Here is a 19,069-nt window from a genome sequence, read left to right on the forward strand (position 1 = left end):
AGCGCGGTCCTCCAGAAAGCGGTACGCATTTCACTTAGTGAGACTCATAAAAAGGAGCACCTGATGAGCATCGAAACCCGTAGCCCCGTGATCGAAGACTTCCTTCAGAAAATCCGCGTCATTCACCAACGCGGCGTGGACCGCGATGCGCTGAAAGAAATCGTCGGCCTGCTGGAAGGCCTGGCCGAGCGGCGCGACCTGTTCAACTTCGACACGTTTCCGGCGCCGGTTCCCGGTGAAGGCGACACTGCGTTCCGCTATCGCCTGAACGACGACGGCGAGACCCCGACGCTGTACATGAACTCGCTGCTGCCGGGCAAAAGCACGCTGCCGCACAACCATGAAACCTGGGCAGTGATCGTGGCGGTGCAGGGGCAGGAGATCAACTACGTCTGGGCCCGGACCGACGACGGCAGTGACCCGACTTTCGCCAGGCTGGAGCTGGAAAAAGAAGTGGTGGTGCAACCGGGCACCTCAATCAGTTTCCTGGGCGAGGATCTGCATGGCATCAAGGTCGATGGTGAAACGCCGACCCTGCATTTCCACCTCTACGGCCGTCCGCTGGAATCCCTGAACGGCCGCTATGGCGTCAACACCGAAGGCAAGGTCCTCAACTACAACGCCTCGCAGATGGCCCCATCGATCAAGGCTTACGCATGATCGACCTGTATTTCTGGCCAACCGGCAACGGCCTGAAGGTCGCCATCCTGCTCGAAGAGCTGGGGCAGGACTATCGGGTTTTGCCGATCAACATTCGCACCGGCGAACAGAAGCAGAGCTGGTTCCAGGCGATCAGCGCCAACGGACGCATTCCGGCCATCGTCGACCATGCGCCCGGCGCAGGTCTGAAGCCGCTGAGCCTGTTCGAATCCGGGGCTATTCTCAATTATCTGGCGAGCAAGGCGGGGCGTTTTCTGCCGCCTGAAGGCCGCGTCGAGCGCCAGCGCGTGCAGGAATGGCTGTTCTGGCAGGTCGGGCATGTCACGCCATATCTGAGCCAGTTGCAGGTGTTCAAAGAGAAGGCGCCGGAACCGATTCCCTTCGCCCTTGACCTGCTGGGTGCCGAGGCTTCGCGGCTGTACGGCGTGCTGGAAAAGCGGCTGCAAGCGGCGGATTACGTCGCGGGTGAGTACTCCATCGCCGACATGGCGATATTCCCGTGGATCCAGCCCTTGCGTCAGGGTCAGGACCTGGAAGATTACCCCGCTATTCACGCCTGGCGCGAGCGCATCAAGGCCCGTCCCGCGGTGCAGCGTGCGTACCAGAAGGGCAGGGAAGTGGCGGCGGGCGAGAGGTCTTTGGTGTTGCAGTGAAGGCCGCAATCATCCGCCCATCCTTGATGAGCGCCTACGAAACGCCGTTCGATTGTTTACGTTGATTCACGAGAATTCCATGAGCCAAAAAGTCACCCCGCAAGACCTGCAAGCCTGGCTGTTCGATGGGCAGGAGATCGCGCTGTTCGACGTGCGCGAACACGGTCAGTACGGCGAAGCCCATCTGTTCCACGGGGTGAACCTGCCCTACAGCCGTCTGGAACTGGAAGTGCGTCGCCTCGCGCCCAACCCCGCGGTGCGTCTGGTTATCTATGACCAGACCGGCGGCGACGTTTCCGTTGCCGCTGCCCGGCGCCTGCACGCCCTGGGCTACTCCCGCGTGCACGTCCTCGAGGGCGGCGCCGAAGGCTGGCAGGCAGCGGGGCTGCAGCTGTTCGCCGGGGTTCACGTACCGTCCAAGGCATTCGGCGAACGGGTTGAAGAGGTCAGCCACACGCCGCACATCAGCGCCACCGAGCTGGCTGCGCGGCAGGCCCGAGGCGAAGCGCTGGTGCTGCTCGATGGTCGGCCCTTCGAGGAATACCGCAAGATGACCATTCCGGGCTCCGTGTGCTGCCCCAATGGCGAGCTGGGGTATCGCCTGGCCGATCTGGTGCCGGACGACACCACGCCCATCGTGGTCAATTGCGCCGGTCGTACCCGCAGCATCATCGGCGCGCAGACGCTGATCGATCTGGGGGTGAAGAACCCGGTCTATGCGCTGGAAAACGGTACGCAGGGCTGGTACCTCGCTGACCTGCCGCTCGAACATGGCAGCAGCCGGCGTTATCCCGAAATATCTGCGGCCGCATCCCTGAGCCATGAGCGTGAGGCCGCACAGCGTCTGGCCCGGAAGGCGGGAGTGGCGAGTGTGAACGCCGCGCAGGTCACGGCCTGGTCGCAAGACGCCAGTCGCAGCCTGTTTTTGTGCGACGTCCGTACGCCGGAGGAATTTGCGCTGGGCAGCCTGCCCGGCGCGCAGCACACCCCGGGCGGGCAACTGATTCAATCCACCGACCTGTACGTCGGCGTGCGCCAGGCGCGTCTGGTGTTGATCGACAACGATGGCGTCCGCGCGCCGATCGTCGCCAGCTGGCTGCGCCAGTTGGGCCACGAAGCGTACGTGCTGGAGGACGGCGTGCGCAGCGAACTGTCCCTGCCGCAGGCGCATCAGACGCTCGCCGATCCCTTGTCATCCTTGAGCCCCGCGCAGCTGGCGGATGCGCTGCGGGACGACGCCGTTGCGCTGATCGACCTGCGTGCGAGCATGGCGTTTCGCAAAGCCCGCATCGAGGGTGCGCGCTGGTCCATTCGCCCGCGCCTGGCCGATGATCTGGCCGACGAAACCCGCCCGGTCGTGCTGGTCGCCGATCATCCCGATGTGGCAGCAATCGCTGCGCTGGAGCTGCCCGAGGCACAACGCCGTCAGCTGCGCTGGCTGGATTTCGCAACCTGGCAGGCCGCCGGGCTGCCCCTCAGCGAGGACGCGAGCACGCCACCCGACGAGCGCTGCATCGATTTCCTGTTTTTCACCCACGACCGGCATTCGGGCAACAAGGACGCCGCGCGTCAGTACCTGGCGTGGGAAATCGGCCTGCTCGGACAAATGACCGCGCAGGAAATCGCCAGCCTCAAGCCGCTGGCCAGTCCAGGGGACGACCGCGTCCGCACGCGCCTGGTGCATGCCGCTCGCGGCCAGAAGGGCAGCGGCGTGCGCGGGGTCAATCCGCCTGTCTCGCGCATGAGCACCGTGCTGTTCGACAGCCTGGGCGACATGCGCGACGCGCGCAAACGTCGCGACACCGAACGCGTGTTGAGCTATGGCGCACGCGGCAATCCCACGGCATTCGCCCTGGAAGATCTGGTCACCGAACTGGAAGGCGGCTATCGCACGCGGCTGTTCGGCACAGGGCTGGCGGCCGTTGCGCAGACGTTTCTGGCGTACCTGCGTCCCGGCGATCACGTGTTGATCACCGATGCGGTGTATTCGCCGGTGCGTCAGGTCGCCGAAGAATTTCTCAAGCCTTTCGGCATTCAGTACAGTTATTTTCCGGCTGACGGCAGTGGCTTGCAGGAACGGCTGCAGGCCAATACGCGCATGGTCTACGCCGAAGTGCCGGGGTCGCTGCTCTACGAGCTGGCCGACCTGCCGGCGATGGCGGCGCTGTGCAAATCCCGAGGCATCTTGCTGGCGGTCGACAACACTTACGGCTCCGGCTATCAGTACCGGCCACTGGCGCTGGGCGCCGATATCTCGATCATGGCCCTGACCAAATACCTGGCCGGGCATAGCGATGTGGTCATGGGCAGCGTCTGTACGACTCAGGCCGTTTGGCAGCCTCTCGCCGTCATGACGGACACGTTCGGCAGCACCGTCAGCCCGGACGATGCCTGGCTGGTGCTGCGCGGCGCCCGCACCCTGGCAACGCGGCTGGACGTCCATCAGCGCCAGGCCTTGCAGGTCGCACGCTGGTTGCAACAGCATCCGCAGGTCCGGCGCGTGTTTCATCCCGCGTTGCCCGAGCATCCCGGCCACGCGTTATGGCAGCGTGATTTCACTGGCAGCAACGGCCTGTTGACCTTCGAGCTGGCCGACAAAGACCCCAGGCATCTGGAACGCTTCATCGACGCCCTGCACCTGTTCGGCCTCGGCGCATCGTGGGGTGGCTTCGAAAGCCTGATCATCGCCGCCAACGTACGCGATCGCGAAAACGCTGCAGACCAGTCGCTCAATCCGTCGCTGCGCCTGCACATCGGTCTTGAGGACGTCAGCGCACTGATCGAGGACCTGCAGAGAGGGTTTGCGGCGATTCGTTGATTCGCAGGCTGCCCGCCGTTGGGCGCGGATGCATGCCTGAATGCATCCGCTCCCATCCGGGCTTGAATCAATCGCAGGGTGCGGGTTTCAGAACCCTGCCTTGCCCACCGAAGCCCCGCCATCGACGAACAACGTCTGCCCGGTGATGAAGCCACTCTGTTCGGACAGCAGAAACGCGATCGCCGAAGCGATTTCTTCCGGTTGGCCGAAGCGGCCCATGGGCACGCCTGCCAGGTAACGTTTTTCGCCTTCGCTGCCGACCGGATTGTTCTGCCGGAACAGCTCGGTCTCGGTCGGGCCGGGGGCAATCGCGTTGACGGTGATGCCGGTCTGCGCCAGCTCCAGCGCCCAGGAACGCGTGAAACTGATCAGCGCGGCCTTGGCGGCGGCATACGCCGTGCGTTGCGTGATGCCGAGAACGGTCAGGCTGGAAATGTTGACGATCCGGCCCCAGCCTTGCTCGCGCATGTTGGGCAGCAGCGCCTGGGTGGCCAGCAACGCCGAATGCAGGTTGACGCTCATTACCGCGTCGAAATCGTCCAGCTCGATCTGTCCAAGCGCCTGCGGGCGGACCAGCCCCACGTTGTTCACCAGGCCGTCGAAGCGGTAATGCTGAGCCAGTTCAGTCAGCCCGCATCGAGTCTGGTCCTTGTCGCTCAGATCCAGCTCTTTGAGGACACCGGGAAACGTCGGGTCGTCGGCGTTGCGCGCGATGCCCACCACGGTGTGCCCCGCGGCCGCCAGATGTTCCGACAGCGCACGGCCTATGCCTTTGCTGGCGCCGGTGATGAGAAAGGTGCGGGAAGACATGAGAATTGCTCCGTGAAGACTGAAATGGATGAAGGCCCGGGCCTGCGCCAGTGAATCATCGGGGCGCTCGGAAGGATCGCGACTCGGACGTGGAATGCTTCAGAAAAGCCAGCAGGGCAAGCAGCGGGAACACACTGCCGGCGATCACGATCCAGCGCCAGCCGCCATGGTCATACAGGGCGCTGGCGATCACCGAACCGATGGCGCCGCCGATGAAGATGCTGGTCATGTACAGCGCGTTGAGGCGGCTGCGGCTTTTGGCGTCCAGGGCGTAGATCGAGCGCTGGCCGAGGACCATGTTCATCTGCACGCAGAAGTCCAGAACGACGCCTGTCAGCGCCATGGCTATCACAGCGTAGGACGATTCCACGAGGCTGGGCAGAAAACTCAGCGCGGCAAACAGCATGGCGCACAGGCTGGCGATGCGCGTATGACCTGCGTCGGCCAGGCGTCCGGCGAACGGGGCGGCAATGGCGCCGATGGCACCCACCAGCGCGAAGAGGGCGATCTGGCTCTGCGACAGGCCGTGATTCCGCGCCAGCTCCAGCGGCGCTGCCGTCCAGAACAGGCTGAAGGTCGCGAACATGCACGCCTGATAAAACGCCCGCCGACGCAGCACCGGCTGCTCGCTGAGCAGCGTCCACAGGGATTTGAGCAACTGGCCATAACTGGCGCTGTGGGCCGGTTGATGGCGGGGAATGGTGGTCGCCAGCACACCGCTGATCAGCAGCATCACCAGCGCGGCAGTGCCGAACACGGCGCGCCAGCCGAAATGGTCGGCGATCACACTGGCCGCAGGTCTGGCCAGCAGAATGCCGAGCAGAAGGCCGCCCATGATGCTGCCGACCACCCGCCCGCGGGTTTCTTCCGGGGCCAGATGCGCGGCCAGCGGAATCAGAATCTGCACCGCCACCGAGCTGAAACCCACCAGCAGCGACGCCAGCAGGAACAGATTGGGCGTCTGGGCCAACGCCGCACCCAGCAGGCTGAGAATGGCCACCCCGGTGGTGGTGATCATCAGTCGCCGGTTTTCCAGCAGATCGCCCAGCGGCACCAGAAAAAACAGGCCGATGGCGTAGCCGATCTGGGTCAGCGACACGATGAAGCTCGCCAGCGTGCTGGATAGACCGATGTCAGGCGCGATCAGACCGATGATCGGTTGGGCGTAATACAGGTTGGCAACGATCGCGCCACAGCAGAACGCAAACAGCGTTGCCAGGCCCTTGGTCATCGTCGTGCCTTGGTCGGCGGCGGGCAGGGAAGTCATGCACGTACTCGGTTGAGGTTGCACACCGGCGGCTGGCTTGCCGTTCGGGTGGCAGAAAAGGAGCCTGAAGGCGTGCGCGAAAGGCTAACGCTTTTTCGTTGCGTTAAGAAGGGTCGTCGACTCGATAACGTTCATGCATGAAAACGACTGGCCTTTGCCCAGGCCCCGGCACATCGGTCGTGTCGCCGAAACTTTTCGCTGCGCGCCCCGGTCACTCCTACACACACTCCTTGGGAATGAAGGCAATGGCTCGGGCAATCTGGAAGGGCGCGATCAGTTTTGGGCTAGTGCATATTCCTGTGGCGCTGGTTTCGGCAACGTCGCAGCAGGGCGTCGATTTCGACTGGCTGGACAAGCGCAGCATGGACCCTGTCGGTTACAAGCGGATCAACAAGGTCACCGGCAAGGAAATCAACAAGGAAAACATCGTCAAGGGCGTGCAGTACGAGAAAGGTCGCTACGTGGTGATCAGCGAGGAGGAAATCCGCGCCGCGCACCCGAAGTCGACGCAGACCATCGACATCTTCGGTTTCGTCGACAGCAAGCAGATCCCCCTTCAGCACATCGACACGCCGTACTTTCTGGCGCCCGACAAGCGCGGCGAGAAGGTCTACGCTCTTCTACGGCAGACACTGGTGGACACCGGCAAGGTGGCGCTGGCCCACGTGGTCATTCGCACGAGTCAGCATCTGGCGGCGGTAATGCCGCTGGAGTCGGCCATCGTACTGGTGTTGTTGCGCTGGCCGTCCGAAGTGCGCGGCCTGGACAGCCTCGAACTGCCCAAGGAAGCCACCGACGTCAAACTCAGTAAAAGTGAGCTGGACATGGCCAAGCGTCTGGTCAAGGACATGAGCACTGAATGGACACCTGACGCCGAGGAGTACCGCGACACGTTTCAGGACCAGATCATGGCGCTGGTCGAGACCAAGGCCCGCGAAGGCAAGATCGAGGATGTGGAAACCGATGCTGGGGAGACCGAGCGTAAATCCGCGGATGTCATCGATCTCACCGAATTGCTCAAACGCAGTCTGGGCGGCCGTGGCGGTTCAGCCAAGGCTCCAGAGAAAGAAAAGCCTGCCAGCAAGAGCAAAACCGCTGCCGCTGATGACGCACCACCGGCCAAACGGCGCGCCCCTGCAAGGAAAAAAACCACCAAGGCGTCGTGACTCACGGCGTCGGGTGCATAGGTATAAGCGCAGAGGTCTGATCGATCATGGCAAAACCTGTGAGTGAATACACCCGCAAGCGCAACTTCGACATCACATCCGAACCTGCCGAAACGGGGGGCAAGGCTCGCAGCAGCAAAGGCAAGGCGCTGACGTTCGTCATTCACAAGCACGATGCGCGCAATCTGCATTACGACTTTCGGCTCGAGCTGGACGGTACCCTGAAAAGCTGGGCGGTGCCCAAGGGGCCAAGCCTGGACCCGAAGAACAAGCGCCTGGCGGTGCATGTCGAAGATCATCCGCTCGGTTATGGCAGTTTCGAGGGCAGCATTCCCGAGGGGCAGTACGGCGCCGGGGACGTCATAGTCTGGGATCGCGGCATCTGGCAGCCCCATGGCGATCCGCGCGAAACGTACAAGGACGGCAAGCTCAAGTTCACGCTGATCGGTGAGAAACTCACGGGCGACTGGGCGTTGGTACGCACCCACCTGCGCGGCAGCGGTGACAAGGAGCAATGGCTGCTCATCAAGGAAAAAGACGAGGCGGTTCGGTCCGGCGACGAATACGACATCGTTGTCGACAAGCCCGAAAGCGTCGTCAGCGGCACGACGGTAGGCGAAGGCCGTGCGCCCGCGAAAAAGAGCCGCACGCGCAAGACCACCTCTTCCGCGCCGGAGCCGCAAGCTGCAGCTGCAAAAAAGCCCGCCCGAAAACCTGCGGCGGGAAAAAATCGCCTGCCCGACAAACTCGCGCCGCAGCTGGCCACCCTGGTGGACACCCCGCCGGAGGGCGACTGGCTTTACGAAATCAAGTTTGACGGCTATCGCATCATGACCCGGATCATCGATGGCGAGGTGCGGATGATCACGCGCAACGGCCATGACTGGACCGAGCGTCTGCCCCTGCAGGCCAAGGCTGTGAGCGAGATGAATCTGGGCGACAGCTGGCTGGACGGCGAGGCGGTGGTACTCAACGACGCCGGCTTGCCGGATTTCCAGGCACTGCAGAACGCCTTCGAGATCGGCCGCAGCAAAGACATCGTTTATTACCTGTTCGACGTGCCTTTTCTCAATGGCGAAGACCTGCGTGAAAAGCCGGTGGAAGAACGCCGCGCTGCGCTGAAAAAGCTGCTGGGCAAGCAAAAGAACCGCCTGCTGCGCTTTTCCGACGCCTTTTCTGCGAGCCACCGCGACATCGTCGAAAGCGCCTGCTCTTTATCGCTGGAAGGGGTGATCGGCAAGCGCGCCGGGAGCGTTTACCAATCCCGACGCAGCCCGGACTGGATCAAGCTCAAGTGCAAACTGCGTCAGGAATTCGTCATCGTCGGGTATACCAAGCCCCAAGGCACGCGCAGCGGATTCGGCGCATTGTTGCTGGCGGTGAACGAGGAGGGCGCGGGCCTGGTGTACGCCGGGCGCGTCGGCACCGGGTTCAACCAGAAAATGCTGGGCGACCTGTTCGAGCAGATGAAGCCGCTCGAGCAGGACGCTTCGCCGTTGTCGAAAAAGCTCACCAGCGCCCAGGCCCGTGGCGTGCACTGGATCGAGCCGACATTGGTGGGCGAGGTCGAATTCGGCGAGTGGACACGTGAAGGCATCATCCGCCATTCGGCTTTCATTGCGCTGCGCAGCGACAAACCGGCCAGTGAAGTCGTTCACGAGTACCCCAGGACGCCCAAAGACATCAAGGCGCCCTTCAAGCCCAAGGCGTCCAAAGCCAAGGCAGAACCTGCGCAAGACAGCCCTGCCCGCGAGAAAAAGCCTGCGTCCAGCAAGCGCGGCGCCCAGGACAAGATTGACGTCGCCGGTGTGCTGATCAGCCACCCCGAACGGGTGATCGACACGCAGAGCGGTCTGCACAAGATCGATCTGGCGCATTATTACGAATCCATCGGCGACTGGATTTTGCCCCATCTGGACCATCGGCCCGTGGCGCTGCTGCGCTGCCCGGAAGGGGTGGAAGGCGAGCAGTTTTTCCAGAAGCATTCGGAGCGTCTGGCGATCCCCAATATCAAGCAGTTGGACCCCAAGCTCGATCCCGGGCATGCGCGGCTGATGGAAATCGACAGTGTTCAGGCGCTTGTCGGCGCAGCGCAAATGGGCACGATTGAACTGCACACGTGGGGCTCGACGTACGATCAGATCGAGCTGCCCGACCATTTCGTGCTCGACCTGGACCCCGACGAGGCGCTGCCGTGGCGCAGCATGATCGAAGCCACGCAGATGACCCTGGCGGTGCTCGATGAACTGGGGCTCGATGCCTATATCAAGACCAGCGGCGGCAAAGGCATGCACATCATCGTGCCGCTGGCGCGCAAGGCGGACTGGGACACCGTGAAGGCGTTCGCCAAGGCGCTGGCGCAGTTTATCTCGGCGCAGTTGCCGGAGCGGTTCACCGCCACCTCCGGGCCCAAGAATCGGGTGGGCAAGATCTTCATCGATTACCTGCGTAATACGCGCGGCGCCAGCACCGTCGCCGCCTACTCGGTCAGGGCAAGACCGGGATTGCCGGTCTCTGTGCCCATCGCCCGCGACGAACTGGCCAGCCTGAAATCCTCGGCGCAGTGGAACATCAGCAACGTGCTCAAACGCTTGCGCAAGCTCAAGGCCGATCCGTGGGCCGGCTACAAAAACACCCAGCGCATCACCAAACCGATGTGGAAACGCCTGGGCGTCAAAGCACCCTGAACGAGGGCCAGGCCGACAGCCCTCTGGGAGCTTGCTGACGAATGCTGAGTGTCAGTCGACCTCTTCATGGCTGGCCCACCGCGTTCGTCAGCAAGCTGACTCCCACAGGTTTTTTATCTGCCCTGACAGCGCCATGCAAGCTTGCTGACTCTCATGGTTTTTTGATCCGGCCTGACAGCTCCCATGGATTTCGTGGGGCCGCAGAGTTGATCGGCACCGCACATCCCCTGTGGGAGTCAGCTTGCTAACGAAAGCTGAGTGTAAGACGACATCTTCATGGCTGACCCACCGCATTCGTCAGCAAGCTGACTCCCACAGGTTTTTTATCTGCCCTGACAGCGCCATGCAAGCTTGCTGACTCTCATGGTTTTTTGATCCGCCCTGACAGCTCCTATGGATTTCGTGGGGCCGCAGAGCTGATCGGCACCGCACATCCCCTGTGGGAGTCAGCTTGCTGACGAAAGCTGAGCGTCAGTCGACCTCTTCATGGCTGACCCACCGCATTCGTCAGCAAGCTGACTCCCACAGGTTTTTTATCTGCCCTGACAGCGCCATGCAAGCTTGCTGACTCTCATGGTTTTTTGATCCGGCCTGACAGCTCCTATGGATTCGGTGGAGCCGTAGAGTTGATCGGCACCGCACATCCCTTGTGGGAGTCAGCTTGCTGACGAAAGCTGAGTGTCAGACGACATCTTCATGGCTGACGCACCGCGTTCATCAGTACGCAACCTCCCACTGACGCCTGATGCTTCAGACGGTCGATGCCTGAGCAGAGCCCGGGAGTTCGGGTGCATTGCCGTTCAGGCTTCGGCGCAGTTGCCCGGGTGCCATGCCGTAGGTGTCTTTGAACACTTTGCTGAACGCCGCCTGGGATTGGTAGCCGACTTGTGCGGCGATGTCGCTCAGGCCGCTTCGCGAGCGGCTCAACAAACCGTAGGCCATCTGCATGCGGACGTGTGTCAGCAACGTCCAGGGTGAGCTTCCGCTGAGTTTGCCGAATGCACGCATGAACGTTGCCCGCGACATGCTTGCCAACTCGGCCAGCGCTTCGACGGTCCAATCGTGGGAGGGGTCTTCGAGCATGGCTTGCCAGGCGCGGCCGAGGCGTTTGTCGCCCAGCAGCGCCAGGCTGCCTTCGCGTTGTGGTGATTGTTGCAGGTGTGCGCGCAGGACCAGGGTAAACAAGGCCGAGGTCAAGGCGTTGACCATGAAACGCGCACCCGCCTGATTGGCATCGGCCTCGCTGCGCAGCAAGGCGACCAGCGCAGGCAGAGGATCGGACGGGGTGAGCGCCTGACTTGAAATCACCAGGTGATCGGGCAGCGACGAAAAAAGCAGGGACTGGCGCTGGTGGACGAAGCGCCCGCAGAGCAGGTCCAGGTCCGCGCCGCTGCCGAAGCGCTGCACCGGCAGCAACCCGCCATTGACCCGTTGCGGTGTGGACGGCGTCACGCGCTCGCCAGTACTGAGCAGAAGGTGCCGGGTGCCCGCCGGCAGCACCAGAATGTCGCCTGCAACCAGCGTGATCCGGCGCCCGTCGGGCAATTCGACCCGGCATTGCCCGGCGAGCACGATGTGATACGGCGCGGTGCCGTCGGCTTCCTGATCGTGATCAAGCGCCCAGTCGCCCTGAAACTGGCAGCGCAGGTCAAGGCTGCCGCGCACGTCGGCTAGAGTGATGAGCGTGTCAATGGCGTTCATATGCGACTTTCAGACAAAGAAATGAGCCAAACGAGCAAGTTACGCATACGCCCTTGGCGGACACTGTTTGTGTTCCCGGCGCAGTCTAGTCGCCGCCCACTGGAGATACCATCATGTTCAGCAATTGGCCCGATCTGGTTGCCACCATCAAGAAGTCGTTTGGATCGTTGTCCAAATCCAATCCCAAAATGGTCAAGGCCTACATGGCCCTTGGCGACGCCGCCGCCGAGAACAATGTGCTCGACGCCAAGACCCGCGAATTGATTTCCATCGCGGTCGCCATCACCACCCGCTGCGACGGCTGTATCGGTGCTCATTCGGAAGCGGCCATTGCCGCCGGCGCGACCCGTGAAGAAGTCGCTGCTGCATTGGCCACGGCCATTTCACTGAACGCCGGCGCTGCGTACATTTACTCGATGCATGCGCTGGAGGCGTACGATGCGCTGAAGAAATAAACGCACACGTCGTGACGATGATGGCTCCCGCGAGGGCGGGAGCCGGTGTGTCAGGTTTTCTGATTGAACACCGCAGCTGGAAAGAGCATCGCCTGCCGTACTCTTTGTCAGTGCGTGAGTCCGCCCGTCGCGTGGCTGTCGCCTGTTTCGGCCGGGTAGAACTCACCGTCGAGGTTCAGATCCTGAAGCCTCAGACGCAGGCTGTCCTCAATGATGCGCACCTGATGGGGATCATCGATATCGTCTACTCCCAGCCAGACACCCGCGACGTTTTGATCGTGGGTGCCCTCGCTGAGCATGTCGTGGGTGACCGCCTGGCTTGCACGCCAGAGGCACAACTCATCTTCGGCATGGCCGCCTTCGGTCAACGCGACCGGCGAAGCCAGCCAGACTTCCTTGTAGGGCCGCAGGTCGGCCTCGGCGAGTTCTTGCAACGTGATCACTGTCTTCATGTCATTGGCTCCTGGTCAGTGCATAACGTGTGACGTACGCCGGGGGAGAGCGTTCCCGAGATCTTTGCCCGCCGGACGAAATGGCCGTTGAACCGAGCGCCGGCTCCGGTGGTCGATCAGAGACTGCGTGATCCATCCTCTGCCGGAGACCCGCAATGGCCTGACTTCAGACGCTGCGCGACATGATCCGTCGGCCATCGCTCAAAGGACTTCAGGTCCTGCCCCACGAACGGGCGGCGCTGCTGCTGGGCTTTGCCTTCCACTTTTGTGTGCTCGCCAGTTATTACCTGGTGCGCCCGTTGCGCGACGCGCTGGGGCTGGAAGGCGGGGCGGACAAGCTGCAATGGCTGTTCAGCGCGACATTTATCGTGATGCTTGTGGCCGTGCCGGTGTATGGCGCTGCGGTCGCCCGGCTGCCGGCCACCCGGTTCGTGCCGCTGGTGTATCGGCTGGTGGCGCTGTCGATGGTGATCTTCGGCGTGCTGATCGCACAGCACTGGGCGACCGTGTGGGTCGGTCGGGTGTTTTTTGTCTGGATCAGCGTCTACAACCTGTTCATCGTCACGGTGTTCTGGAGTGTGCTGGTCGACCGTTTCTCCAACGAGCAGGGACGCAGGCTGTTCGGCTGCATCGCGGCAGGCGGCACATTGGGCACCTTCATTGGCCCTCTGCTGGCCGCGACCATGGCGACTCGGCTCGGACCACTGGCACTGACGCTGGCAGCCGCCGTGTTGCTGGAGATTGCCGTGCGCTGTTACCGCCGCCTGCTCGACAAGACCCGGCCGCCTGCGTCGACGGCACAGAGCGGTTATCAACGACTCGGCGAGGAAAACCGCCGGATGGGCGGAGGTGTGCTGGCCGGCGTGACGTTGATTATCCGGTCACGGTACCTGCTGGGCATGGTGCTGTTCATGCTGTTGCACACCAGCGCGGCGACCCTGTTGTATTTCGAACAGGGTCGGATCGTCGCCGACCGCTACGCCGACGTGGCGACGCGTACGCAGTTTTTCGCCTACGTGGACCTGACCGTGTCGGTGTTGACGCTGGTGTTTCAATTGCTGCTCACGGCGCCGCTGATTCGCCTGGTCGGGATCGGCGGCGCGCTGGCCGCCATGCCGATTGCGACATTGCTGGCGTTTGCCGCCATGGCCCTGGCGCCGGTACCGACCAGCGTCGCGCTGGCTCAAGGGCTGCGACGTGCGGTGGAATTCGCCATCGTGCGCCCGGGGCGGGAAGTCCTGTGGACCGTGGTCAGCCGTGAAGAAAAATACAAAGCCAAAAACGTCATCGAAACCCTGATCTATCGTGGCGGCGACGCAGCCAGTGGCTGGCTGTCGGTAGGCCTTGCGGCCCTGGGCGCAGGGTTCGGGCTGCTGGCGCTGCTGATCGTGCCCTTCGCCGGCCTGTGGGCCTGGCTGTCGGCATGGCTGGCGGCACGACAGGAAGACAAGCGGCGCGACGCCGAGGAGAGGACACTGCCATGACCCGTTCCAGCCTGTTCACCCGAAGACAACTGCTTACACTGGCTGCTGGCGTGTCGGCGGCGCTGGCCTTCGACCGTAACGTTCTGGCGGCCCAGACGCCGCAAAACACCGGCCCCACGGGGCAGCCCGCCAGCCAAGGAGACGCGAAAATGCTCACACGAAACATTCCTTCCAGCGGCGAAGCGCTGCCGATGATCGGTCTTGGCACCTATCGCGGCTTCGATGTCGAGCCGGGCAGTGAAGCGTACAAACTACTGCCGGCGGTGGTTGACCAGTTGTTTCTGGCGGGTGGCACTGTGCTCGACAGTTCGCCCATGTATGGCCGCGCCGAGCAGACGACCGGGGAGCTGCTGTCGATTCATCAGCCGCGTTCACCGGCGTTTCTCGCGACCAAGGTCTGGACGCGTGGGCGCGACGCCGGCATCGAGCAGATGGAGAAATCGTTCCGGCTGTTGCAGACCGACCAAATCGACCTGATGCAGATCCACAACCTGCTGGACTGGAAGATCCATCTTCCGGTCTTGCGCGAGTGGAAGCAGCAGGGGCGCATCCGCTACATAGGCATCACCCATTACACGTCATCGGCGTATGCCGAGGTGGAGGCGGCGCTGAAAGCCGAAGCGTTCGATTTTCTGCAGATCAACTACGCGCTGGATGACCGTGCAGTGGAGTCGCGGCTGCTGCCGCTGTGCCGGGAGCGCGGAGTGGCGGTGATCTGCAATCGCCCGTTTGGCGGCGGCGGGCTGCTGGGGCGTTTGCGCGGCAAACCGCTGCCGGGTTGGGCGGCGGAAGTCCAGGCCAGCAGTTGGGCTCAGCTGGCGCTGAAGTTTCTGATCGCTCACCCGGCCGTCACTTGCGCGATTCCGGGGACGGGCAATCCGAAGTACATGAAGGAAAACGCTGGCGCGGCGATCGGCCCGTTATTGACCGATGCGCAGCGCCAGCAATTGATTGCGTTGGTGGGTTGATGCGCTGTCTGGATTGGCAGCCGCTAACTGTAGGAGTGAGCCAACTGTCTTTAACAGCGCCTCGATCAACGGCGTAACAGCCGACGCCTTCCCGGCTAAAGCCGGTCCTACGGAAAGGTTGCGGCGCCTGTAGGACCTGCTTCAGCCGGGAAGAGGCCGGTACATCCGCCGGCTATGCAGTGGCTGGAAATCAGCCTTCGCGAGCAAACTCGCTCCTACAGGGTGTGTGTCGAGTCAGAGAGCTCGGGAATGCCCGGAGATTCTTGTAGAGGGTGCTCGCGAAGGTGAGTGTCGGTCGACATCAATGCCGCTGATCGCATTCGCCAACGTCGTAGCCTCCGACAGCTCCTACAGGTGACTCAAGACGAGCGGTACCTCAGCGTTTGACCGGCGCGGGCAGGGTCACCAGTTTCACGTATTCATCCCAGAATCTCGGCTGATCCACCGCGAACACCACCTTGGCCTTCTGCGTACCGACCGGCGCGCCTTTTTTGTAGCCCATCGAACGGCCGTAGTCGGGGCCGAAGTGGGTGTCGACATCGACCCACAGATCCTTCGATTCAGTCACCAGCTCGGGGTGCACCAGGAACAGTGCAGGCAGGCTGTCCCAGGTGAAGCTCTGATGATTCGGATCCTTGTCGAACTCAGGCCCCAGCACGGCTTTGTACAGATCGGGGATCACGCCTTTTTGCGACACGATCCGCGTGTACACCGACGCGCCGAAGACGACCTTTTCGCAGACGTCGTTGGGAAAGATGACATGCTCGATGGGCGAGCGCAGGACGATCTTGGCCGCCTCCGGATCGAACCACCAGTTGAACTCGGCCGCGGGCGTCGTGTTGCCGGGGATCTCGATGGCGCCGCCCATGTACACGATGCGTTTGATCAGCGGCACGATGTCCGGCGCGCTGCGTATCGCCAGGGCAATGTTGGTCAGCGGACCGACCGCGAGGATGGTCACCTGATGAGGGTTTTTCCTGACGCTGTCGACGATGAACTGCACGGCGGTCGCGTCACGCAGCCGGGTGTGCGTCGCCAGACCATCCGGCGGTGCGGTCAGCTGAGAAGCCGAGGTTGGCCGTGGGTGCTTGAACGCGCCCGGCCAGCCTGCGCCAAACAGCGCTTTTTCCTGCTCGTACGTGGCGTAGTCGTGCAGCAGCGGGTAGGCCGCGCCGGAATACACGCCGATCTCCTTCTCGACGCCCATGCGTTCGACCGCCTTGAGCGCATCGACCTGTTCCTGATCGACCCAGGCATTGCCGCTGACCAGCGTCATGCCCAGCAAGTCGATGCGTTTTTGCGCGTGCAGTTGCGCCAGCATGATGAATGCCTGGCCATCATCGTTGAGCACGTTGAAATCGGTGTCGAAGATGACCTTTTCCGCCGCATGGACGGAGGTCGCTGACAGCCCGAGGCTGACAGCCAGGGCACAACTTTTCAAAAACGCATGCATGCTCGGTTTCCACCGTTGTTATTGGACGAACGTGATTCGCACTGTAGGAGCGTGGCTTGTGTCTGGGCCGCATCCGGACGATCGGCTGCGCAGCAGTCGTAACGTCAGGCGGCTCGTTTCACCTGATACACCGCATCTGACGGATTCACGACGACTGCGTCGCCGATCGCGGGGCAAGCCACGCTCCTACAGGGTTTGTGTCTGTTTACCGGTTCACCAGCTTGGCCGGCAGCGCCACGACCAGCAGGCTGCTGAGAATCAGGCAGCCGGCGAAGAACCACAAGGCGCCCGCGCTGCTGCCGGTGACATCGATGGCGATGCCCATCATCGAGTTGCTGACCAGCCCGGCGATGTTGGCCAGTGAACAGGCGAGCGCGAAGCCGGTGGCAGCTGCCCGCCCCTTGAGGAAGGTCGCCGGCAGGCTGAAGAACACCGGCACGGCACCGATGATCGCCGCTGAGGCGATGGCGAACAGGACAACGGTCGCGACCACGTTGTGGGTGAAGAACGGGCTCGCCGCCATTGCCACCGCGCCGATCCAGAACGGCACAATGATGTGCCAGCGACGCTCGCGGCGACGGTCCGAACTGGCACCGATCATCAGCATGCCGATCAGTGCCGCGACACTCGGCAGCGCGGTCAGCACGCCGATGTGAAAGGTGTCGGTGACCCCGGCGTTCTTGATGAAGGTCGGCATCCAGAAGCCCATGGCGTAGGCACTGAGCAGGATCGAGAAGTCGATACCGCCGAGCATCCAGACTTTCAGGTTGAAGAAACCGTCGCGGAAACTGTGCTTGCTGTCCTTGCCTTCGGCGTCGTCCAGGCGCAGCTCGCCTTCCAGCAGGTTCTGTTCGGAAGCGTTCAGCCACTTGGCGTCTTTCGGCGCATTGGGCAGGGCCCAGAACGTCAGCACACCGAGCAATACGCTGGGCACGCCTTCGATGAGGAACAGCCATTGCCAGCCGCGCAAGCCTGCGGCCTGATCGAAATGGCCCATGATCCAGCCGGACAACGGACCGCCAATGACGCTGGACAGCGGCAGGCCGATCATGAACAGCGCGATGATGCGTCCGCGCCGGTAGGTGGGAAACCAGGTGGTCAGGTAGAACAGCACGCCCGGCAGAAAGCCCGCTTCGGCAGCGCCGAGGAAGAACCGCAAAATGTAGAACTGCATCGGCGTGCTGACGAACAGCGTGCAGGCCGACAGCAGGCCCCAGGTGATCATGATGCGCGCGATCCAGATTTTCGCGCCGACCTTTTCCAGCACCAGATTGCTGGGGACTTCGAACAGGATGTAACCCACGAAAAACAGCCCTGCGCCCAGGCCGAAGGCGGTTTCGCTGAAGTGCAGCTGATCGAGCATCTGCAGTTTGGCAAAGCCGATGTTGATGCGGTCCAGGTACGCGGCCAGGTAGCAGAAACACAGGAACGGGATGAGCTTCCAGGTGATCTTGTGGTACAGCGCTTTGATCGGGTCCGCGACAACGGTCGCGGGAGTTTCTATGTTCGCAGAGGGCATGGGTGTCTCCTGGCGGTTCTATGACCGTTGAGCGCGACAGCGGCTGATGGTGCCTGCATTTGCAGCGATCTCAAATGGCCTGTTGTGATTTTTGTTTGCCGCACATCCAGTACTTTGGCAAGCACCGGACGGCGACTTCCAAAGGCAGTGTCAGAAGACTGGACGTCGCTTCGCCGGTCCATGGCAAAACAGTGTCCAGTAAGTGCGCGTTCAACCTGCGCGACCAGCGCTCTCTGGCGTGGTTCTGACGGCGGAATGTCCGTTTCTGCCGGGTTTGCGTATTACGTCGATTGTGTAGGAGCGCGTTATTTCCTGAACTGTTCGACAGCTTCCTGCTTGCTCACCACGTCGCCATATTTACTGTCGATATCGAACAGATTCGCTTCATGGGGATCAGGGTGGCGGTCGCCGACGCATTCACGCACCACGATGGTCCGGAAGCCGTGTTGTACCGCATCCACTGCCGTCGCCCGGATACAACCGCTGGTCGAGCAACCGGCCAGCACCACGGTGTCGATGCCTTGTGCGTGCAGCATCGATGCCAAGGAGGTGCCGAAGAACGAACTGGCGTATTGCTTGCTGATCACCACTTCCTCTGGCAGCGGCAGCACTTCTTCACAGAATGCGGCCAGTGGATTGCCCTCGACCATGTCCTTCATGACCGGGGCTTTTTTCACCCACATGCCGCCGTCGGCGAAATGCGCTGGGTGATAGCGAATGTTGGTGTGCACCACCGGGATGCCGTGCTGCCGCGCACAGGCCAGCAGCTCCACGCTTTGTGCCACGGCGCTGACCACGCCCGGTGCGAACAGCGGCGCGCCCGGCTGGGTGTAGCCCTGCATGAAGTCGATCATCAGCAAGGCGGGCTTTTGCCCGAAACCGATGCGGTTGCCCCACACGCCCTGATAGTTGGCGTCTGCGCTTTGTTGGTTGCTCATTCTGTTCTCCTCTCAAATGCCAAGGCTGACCCCTGCAG

The 19,069-nt window shown here is 62.4% G+C and carries 15 protein-coding genes; 8 read left to right on the plus strand and 7 right to left on the minus strand.

Going from position 1 to position 19,069, the window contains the following annotated elements:
- The first annotated feature begins 63 nt into the window (after nt 1-63).
- The 3 genes from AAGQ88_RS08580 (at nt 64) to metC (ending at nt 4,131) form a co-directional block, all read left to right on the plus strand.
- A complete protein-coding gene (locus tag AAGQ88_RS08580; protein WP_342654989.1) occupies nt 64-660 on the plus strand; it encodes a cysteine dioxygenase in 597 nt (198 codons plus the stop codon).
- Entirely contained in the window at nt 657-1,313 is a 657-nt protein-coding gene (locus tag AAGQ88_RS08585; protein ID WP_342654990.1) for a glutathione S-transferase N-terminal domain-containing protein, read from the plus strand. The genes AAGQ88_RS08580 and AAGQ88_RS08585 overlap by 4 nt, the downstream gene beginning before the upstream one ends.
- Before the next feature lie 79 nt (nt 1,314-1,392).
- Complete coding sequence (metC, locus tag AAGQ88_RS08590; protein WP_342654991.1) at nt 1,393-4,131, plus strand: cystathionine beta-lyase; 2,739 nt, start codon at nt 1,393-1,395, stop codon at nt 4,129-4,131.
- Nucleotides 4,132-4,218: 87 nt separating this feature from the next.
- On the opposite strand, the gene AAGQ88_RS08595 is transcribed toward metC, so the two are convergent.
- Together AAGQ88_RS08595 and AAGQ88_RS08600 are read right to left on the minus strand one after the other, a co-directional pair.
- A complete protein-coding gene (locus tag AAGQ88_RS08595; RefSeq protein WP_285425765.1) occupies nt 4,219-4,941 on the minus strand; it encodes an SDR family oxidoreductase in 723 nt (240 codons plus the stop codon).
- Between the two features lie 55 nt (nt 4,942-4,996).
- Nucleotides 4,997-6,208: an MFS transporter gene (locus AAGQ88_RS08600; RefSeq protein WP_342654992.1), complete on the minus strand. Its 1,212-nt coding sequence runs from the start codon at nt 6,206-6,208 to the stop codon at nt 4,997-4,999.
- Between the two features lie 245 nt (nt 6,209-6,453).
- Here AAGQ88_RS08600 and AAGQ88_RS08605 point away from each other — a divergent pair, with 245 nt between their 5' ends.
- Both AAGQ88_RS08605 and ligD read left to right on the plus strand, forming a co-directional pair.
- Nucleotides 6,454-7,374 (plus strand): Ku protein, encoded by a 921-nt coding sequence (locus AAGQ88_RS08605; protein ID WP_285425763.1) that lies wholly within the window; start codon nt 6,454-6,456, stop codon nt 7,372-7,374.
- A 47-nt stretch (nt 7,375-7,421) separates the two neighbouring features.
- A complete protein-coding gene (ligD, locus tag AAGQ88_RS08610; protein ID WP_342654993.1) occupies nt 7,422-10,061 on the plus strand; it encodes a DNA ligase D in 2,640 nt (879 codons plus the stop codon).
- A 750-nt stretch (nt 10,062-10,811) separates the two neighbouring features.
- On the opposite strand, the gene AAGQ88_RS08615 is transcribed toward ligD, so the two are convergent.
- Entirely contained in the window at nt 10,812-11,762 is a 951-nt protein-coding gene (locus AAGQ88_RS08615; RefSeq protein ID WP_342654994.1) for an AraC family transcriptional regulator, read from the minus strand.
- 113 nt (nt 11,763-11,875) lie between these two features.
- Here AAGQ88_RS08615 and AAGQ88_RS08620 point away from each other — a divergent pair, with 113 nt between their 5' ends.
- Complete coding sequence (locus AAGQ88_RS08620) at nt 11,876-12,217, plus strand: carboxymuconolactone decarboxylase family protein (RefSeq protein ID WP_093467028.1); 342 nt, start codon at nt 11,876-11,878, stop codon at nt 12,215-12,217.
- 107 nt (nt 12,218-12,324) lie between these two features.
- On the opposite strand, the gene AAGQ88_RS08625 is transcribed toward AAGQ88_RS08620, so the two are convergent.
- The gene (locus AAGQ88_RS08625) at nt 12,325-12,669 is read right to left on the minus strand and encodes a hypothetical protein (RefSeq protein WP_093467031.1); all 345 of its coding nucleotides are present in this window, start codon (nt 12,667-12,669) and stop codon (nt 12,325-12,327) included.
- Nucleotides 12,670-12,851: 182 nt separating this feature from the next.
- Between AAGQ88_RS08625 and AAGQ88_RS08630 the strand changes: the two genes are divergently transcribed.
- Together AAGQ88_RS08630 and AAGQ88_RS08635 are read left to right on the plus strand one after the other, a co-directional pair.
- Complete coding sequence (locus AAGQ88_RS08630) at nt 12,852-14,153, plus strand: MFS transporter (protein ID WP_342654995.1); 1,302 nt, start codon at nt 12,852-12,854, stop codon at nt 14,151-14,153.
- Nucleotides 14,154-14,302: 149 nt separating this feature from the next.
- Nucleotides 14,303-15,121, plus strand: coding sequence for an aldo/keto reductase (locus tag AAGQ88_RS08635; protein WP_342655765.1), 819 nt, complete (start codon nt 14,303-14,305; stop codon nt 15,119-15,121).
- 376 nt (nt 15,122-15,497) lie between these two features.
- Here AAGQ88_RS08635 and AAGQ88_RS08640 read toward each other — a convergent pair whose 3' ends face one another.
- From AAGQ88_RS08640 to AAGQ88_RS08650, 3 genes are all read right to left on the minus strand, one after another.
- Nucleotides 15,498-16,574 carry a nucleoside hydrolase gene (locus AAGQ88_RS08640; RefSeq protein WP_342654996.1) on the minus strand — a complete coding sequence of 359 codons (1,077 nt, stop codon included), beginning with the start codon at nt 16,572-16,574 and terminating at the stop codon, nt 15,498-15,500.
- A 205-nt stretch (nt 16,575-16,779) separates the two neighbouring features.
- The gene (locus tag AAGQ88_RS08645) at nt 16,780-18,093 is read right to left on the minus strand and encodes an MFS transporter (protein WP_342654997.1); all 1,314 of its coding nucleotides are present in this window, start codon (nt 18,091-18,093) and stop codon (nt 16,780-16,782) included.
- Between the two features lie 305 nt (nt 18,094-18,398).
- On the minus strand, nt 18,399-19,031 hold the full coding sequence (locus AAGQ88_RS08650; RefSeq protein WP_285425756.1) for an N-carbamoylsarcosine amidohydrolase: 633 nt from the start codon (nt 19,029-19,031) through the stop codon (nt 18,399-18,401).
- Between the last annotated feature and the right edge of the window lie 38 nt (nt 19,032-19,069).

Origin of the sequence: Pseudomonas sp. F3-2 (assembly GCF_038804275.1) — a bacterium.
In the GTDB taxonomy this organism is placed as follows: domain Bacteria; phylum Pseudomonadota; class Gammaproteobacteria; order Pseudomonadales; family Pseudomonadaceae; genus Aquipseudomonas.

What these genes read in the sequence shown, in the direction of transcription:
- AAGQ88_RS08580 (WP_342654989.1), top strand. Translation starts at nt 64, where the DNA reads ATGAGCATCGAAACCCGTAGCCCCGTGATCGAAGACTTCCTTCAGAAA.
- AAGQ88_RS08585 (WP_342654990.1), top strand. Translation starts at nt 657, where the DNA reads ATGATCGACCTGTATTTCTGGCCAACCGGCAACGGCCTGAAGGTCGCC.
- metC (WP_342654991.1), top strand. Translation starts at nt 1,393, where the DNA reads ATGAGCCAAAAAGTCACCCCGCAAGACCTGCAAGCCTGGCTGTTCGAT.
- AAGQ88_RS08595 (WP_285425765.1), bottom strand. Translation starts at nt 4,941, where the DNA reads ATGTCTTCCCGCACCTTTCTCATCACCGGCGCCAGCAAAGGCATAGGC.
- AAGQ88_RS08600 (WP_342654992.1), bottom strand. Translation starts at nt 6,208, where the DNA reads ATGACTTCCCTGCCCGCCGCCGACCAAGGCACGACGATGACCAAGGGC.
- AAGQ88_RS08605 (WP_285425763.1), top strand. Translation starts at nt 6,454, where the DNA reads ATGGCTCGGGCAATCTGGAAGGGCGCGATCAGTTTTGGGCTAGTGCAT.
- ligD (WP_342654993.1), top strand. Translation starts at nt 7,422, where the DNA reads ATGGCAAAACCTGTGAGTGAATACACCCGCAAGCGCAACTTCGACATC.
- AAGQ88_RS08615 (WP_342654994.1), bottom strand. Translation starts at nt 11,762, where the DNA reads ATGAACGCCATTGACACGCTCATCACTCTAGCCGACGTGCGCGGCAGC.
- AAGQ88_RS08620 (WP_093467028.1), top strand. Translation starts at nt 11,876, where the DNA reads ATGTTCAGCAATTGGCCCGATCTGGTTGCCACCATCAAGAAGTCGTTT.
- AAGQ88_RS08625 (WP_093467031.1), bottom strand. Translation starts at nt 12,669, where the DNA reads ATGAAGACAGTGATCACGTTGCAAGAACTCGCCGAGGCCGACCTGCGG.
- AAGQ88_RS08630 (WP_342654995.1), top strand. Translation starts at nt 12,852, where the DNA reads ATGATCCGTCGGCCATCGCTCAAAGGACTTCAGGTCCTGCCCCACGAA.
- AAGQ88_RS08635 (WP_342655765.1), top strand. Translation starts at nt 14,303, where the DNA reads ATGCTCACACGAAACATTCCTTCCAGCGGCGAAGCGCTGCCGATGATC.
- AAGQ88_RS08640 (WP_342654996.1), bottom strand. Translation starts at nt 16,574, where the DNA reads ATGCATGCGTTTTTGAAAAGTTGTGCCCTGGCTGTCAGCCTCGGGCTG.
- AAGQ88_RS08645 (WP_342654997.1), bottom strand. Translation starts at nt 18,093, where the DNA reads ATGCCCTCTGCGAACATAGAAACTCCCGCGACCGTTGTCGCGGACCCG.
- AAGQ88_RS08650 (WP_285425756.1), bottom strand. Translation starts at nt 19,031, where the DNA reads ATGAGCAACCAACAAAGCGCAGACGCCAACTATCAGGGCGTGTGGGGC.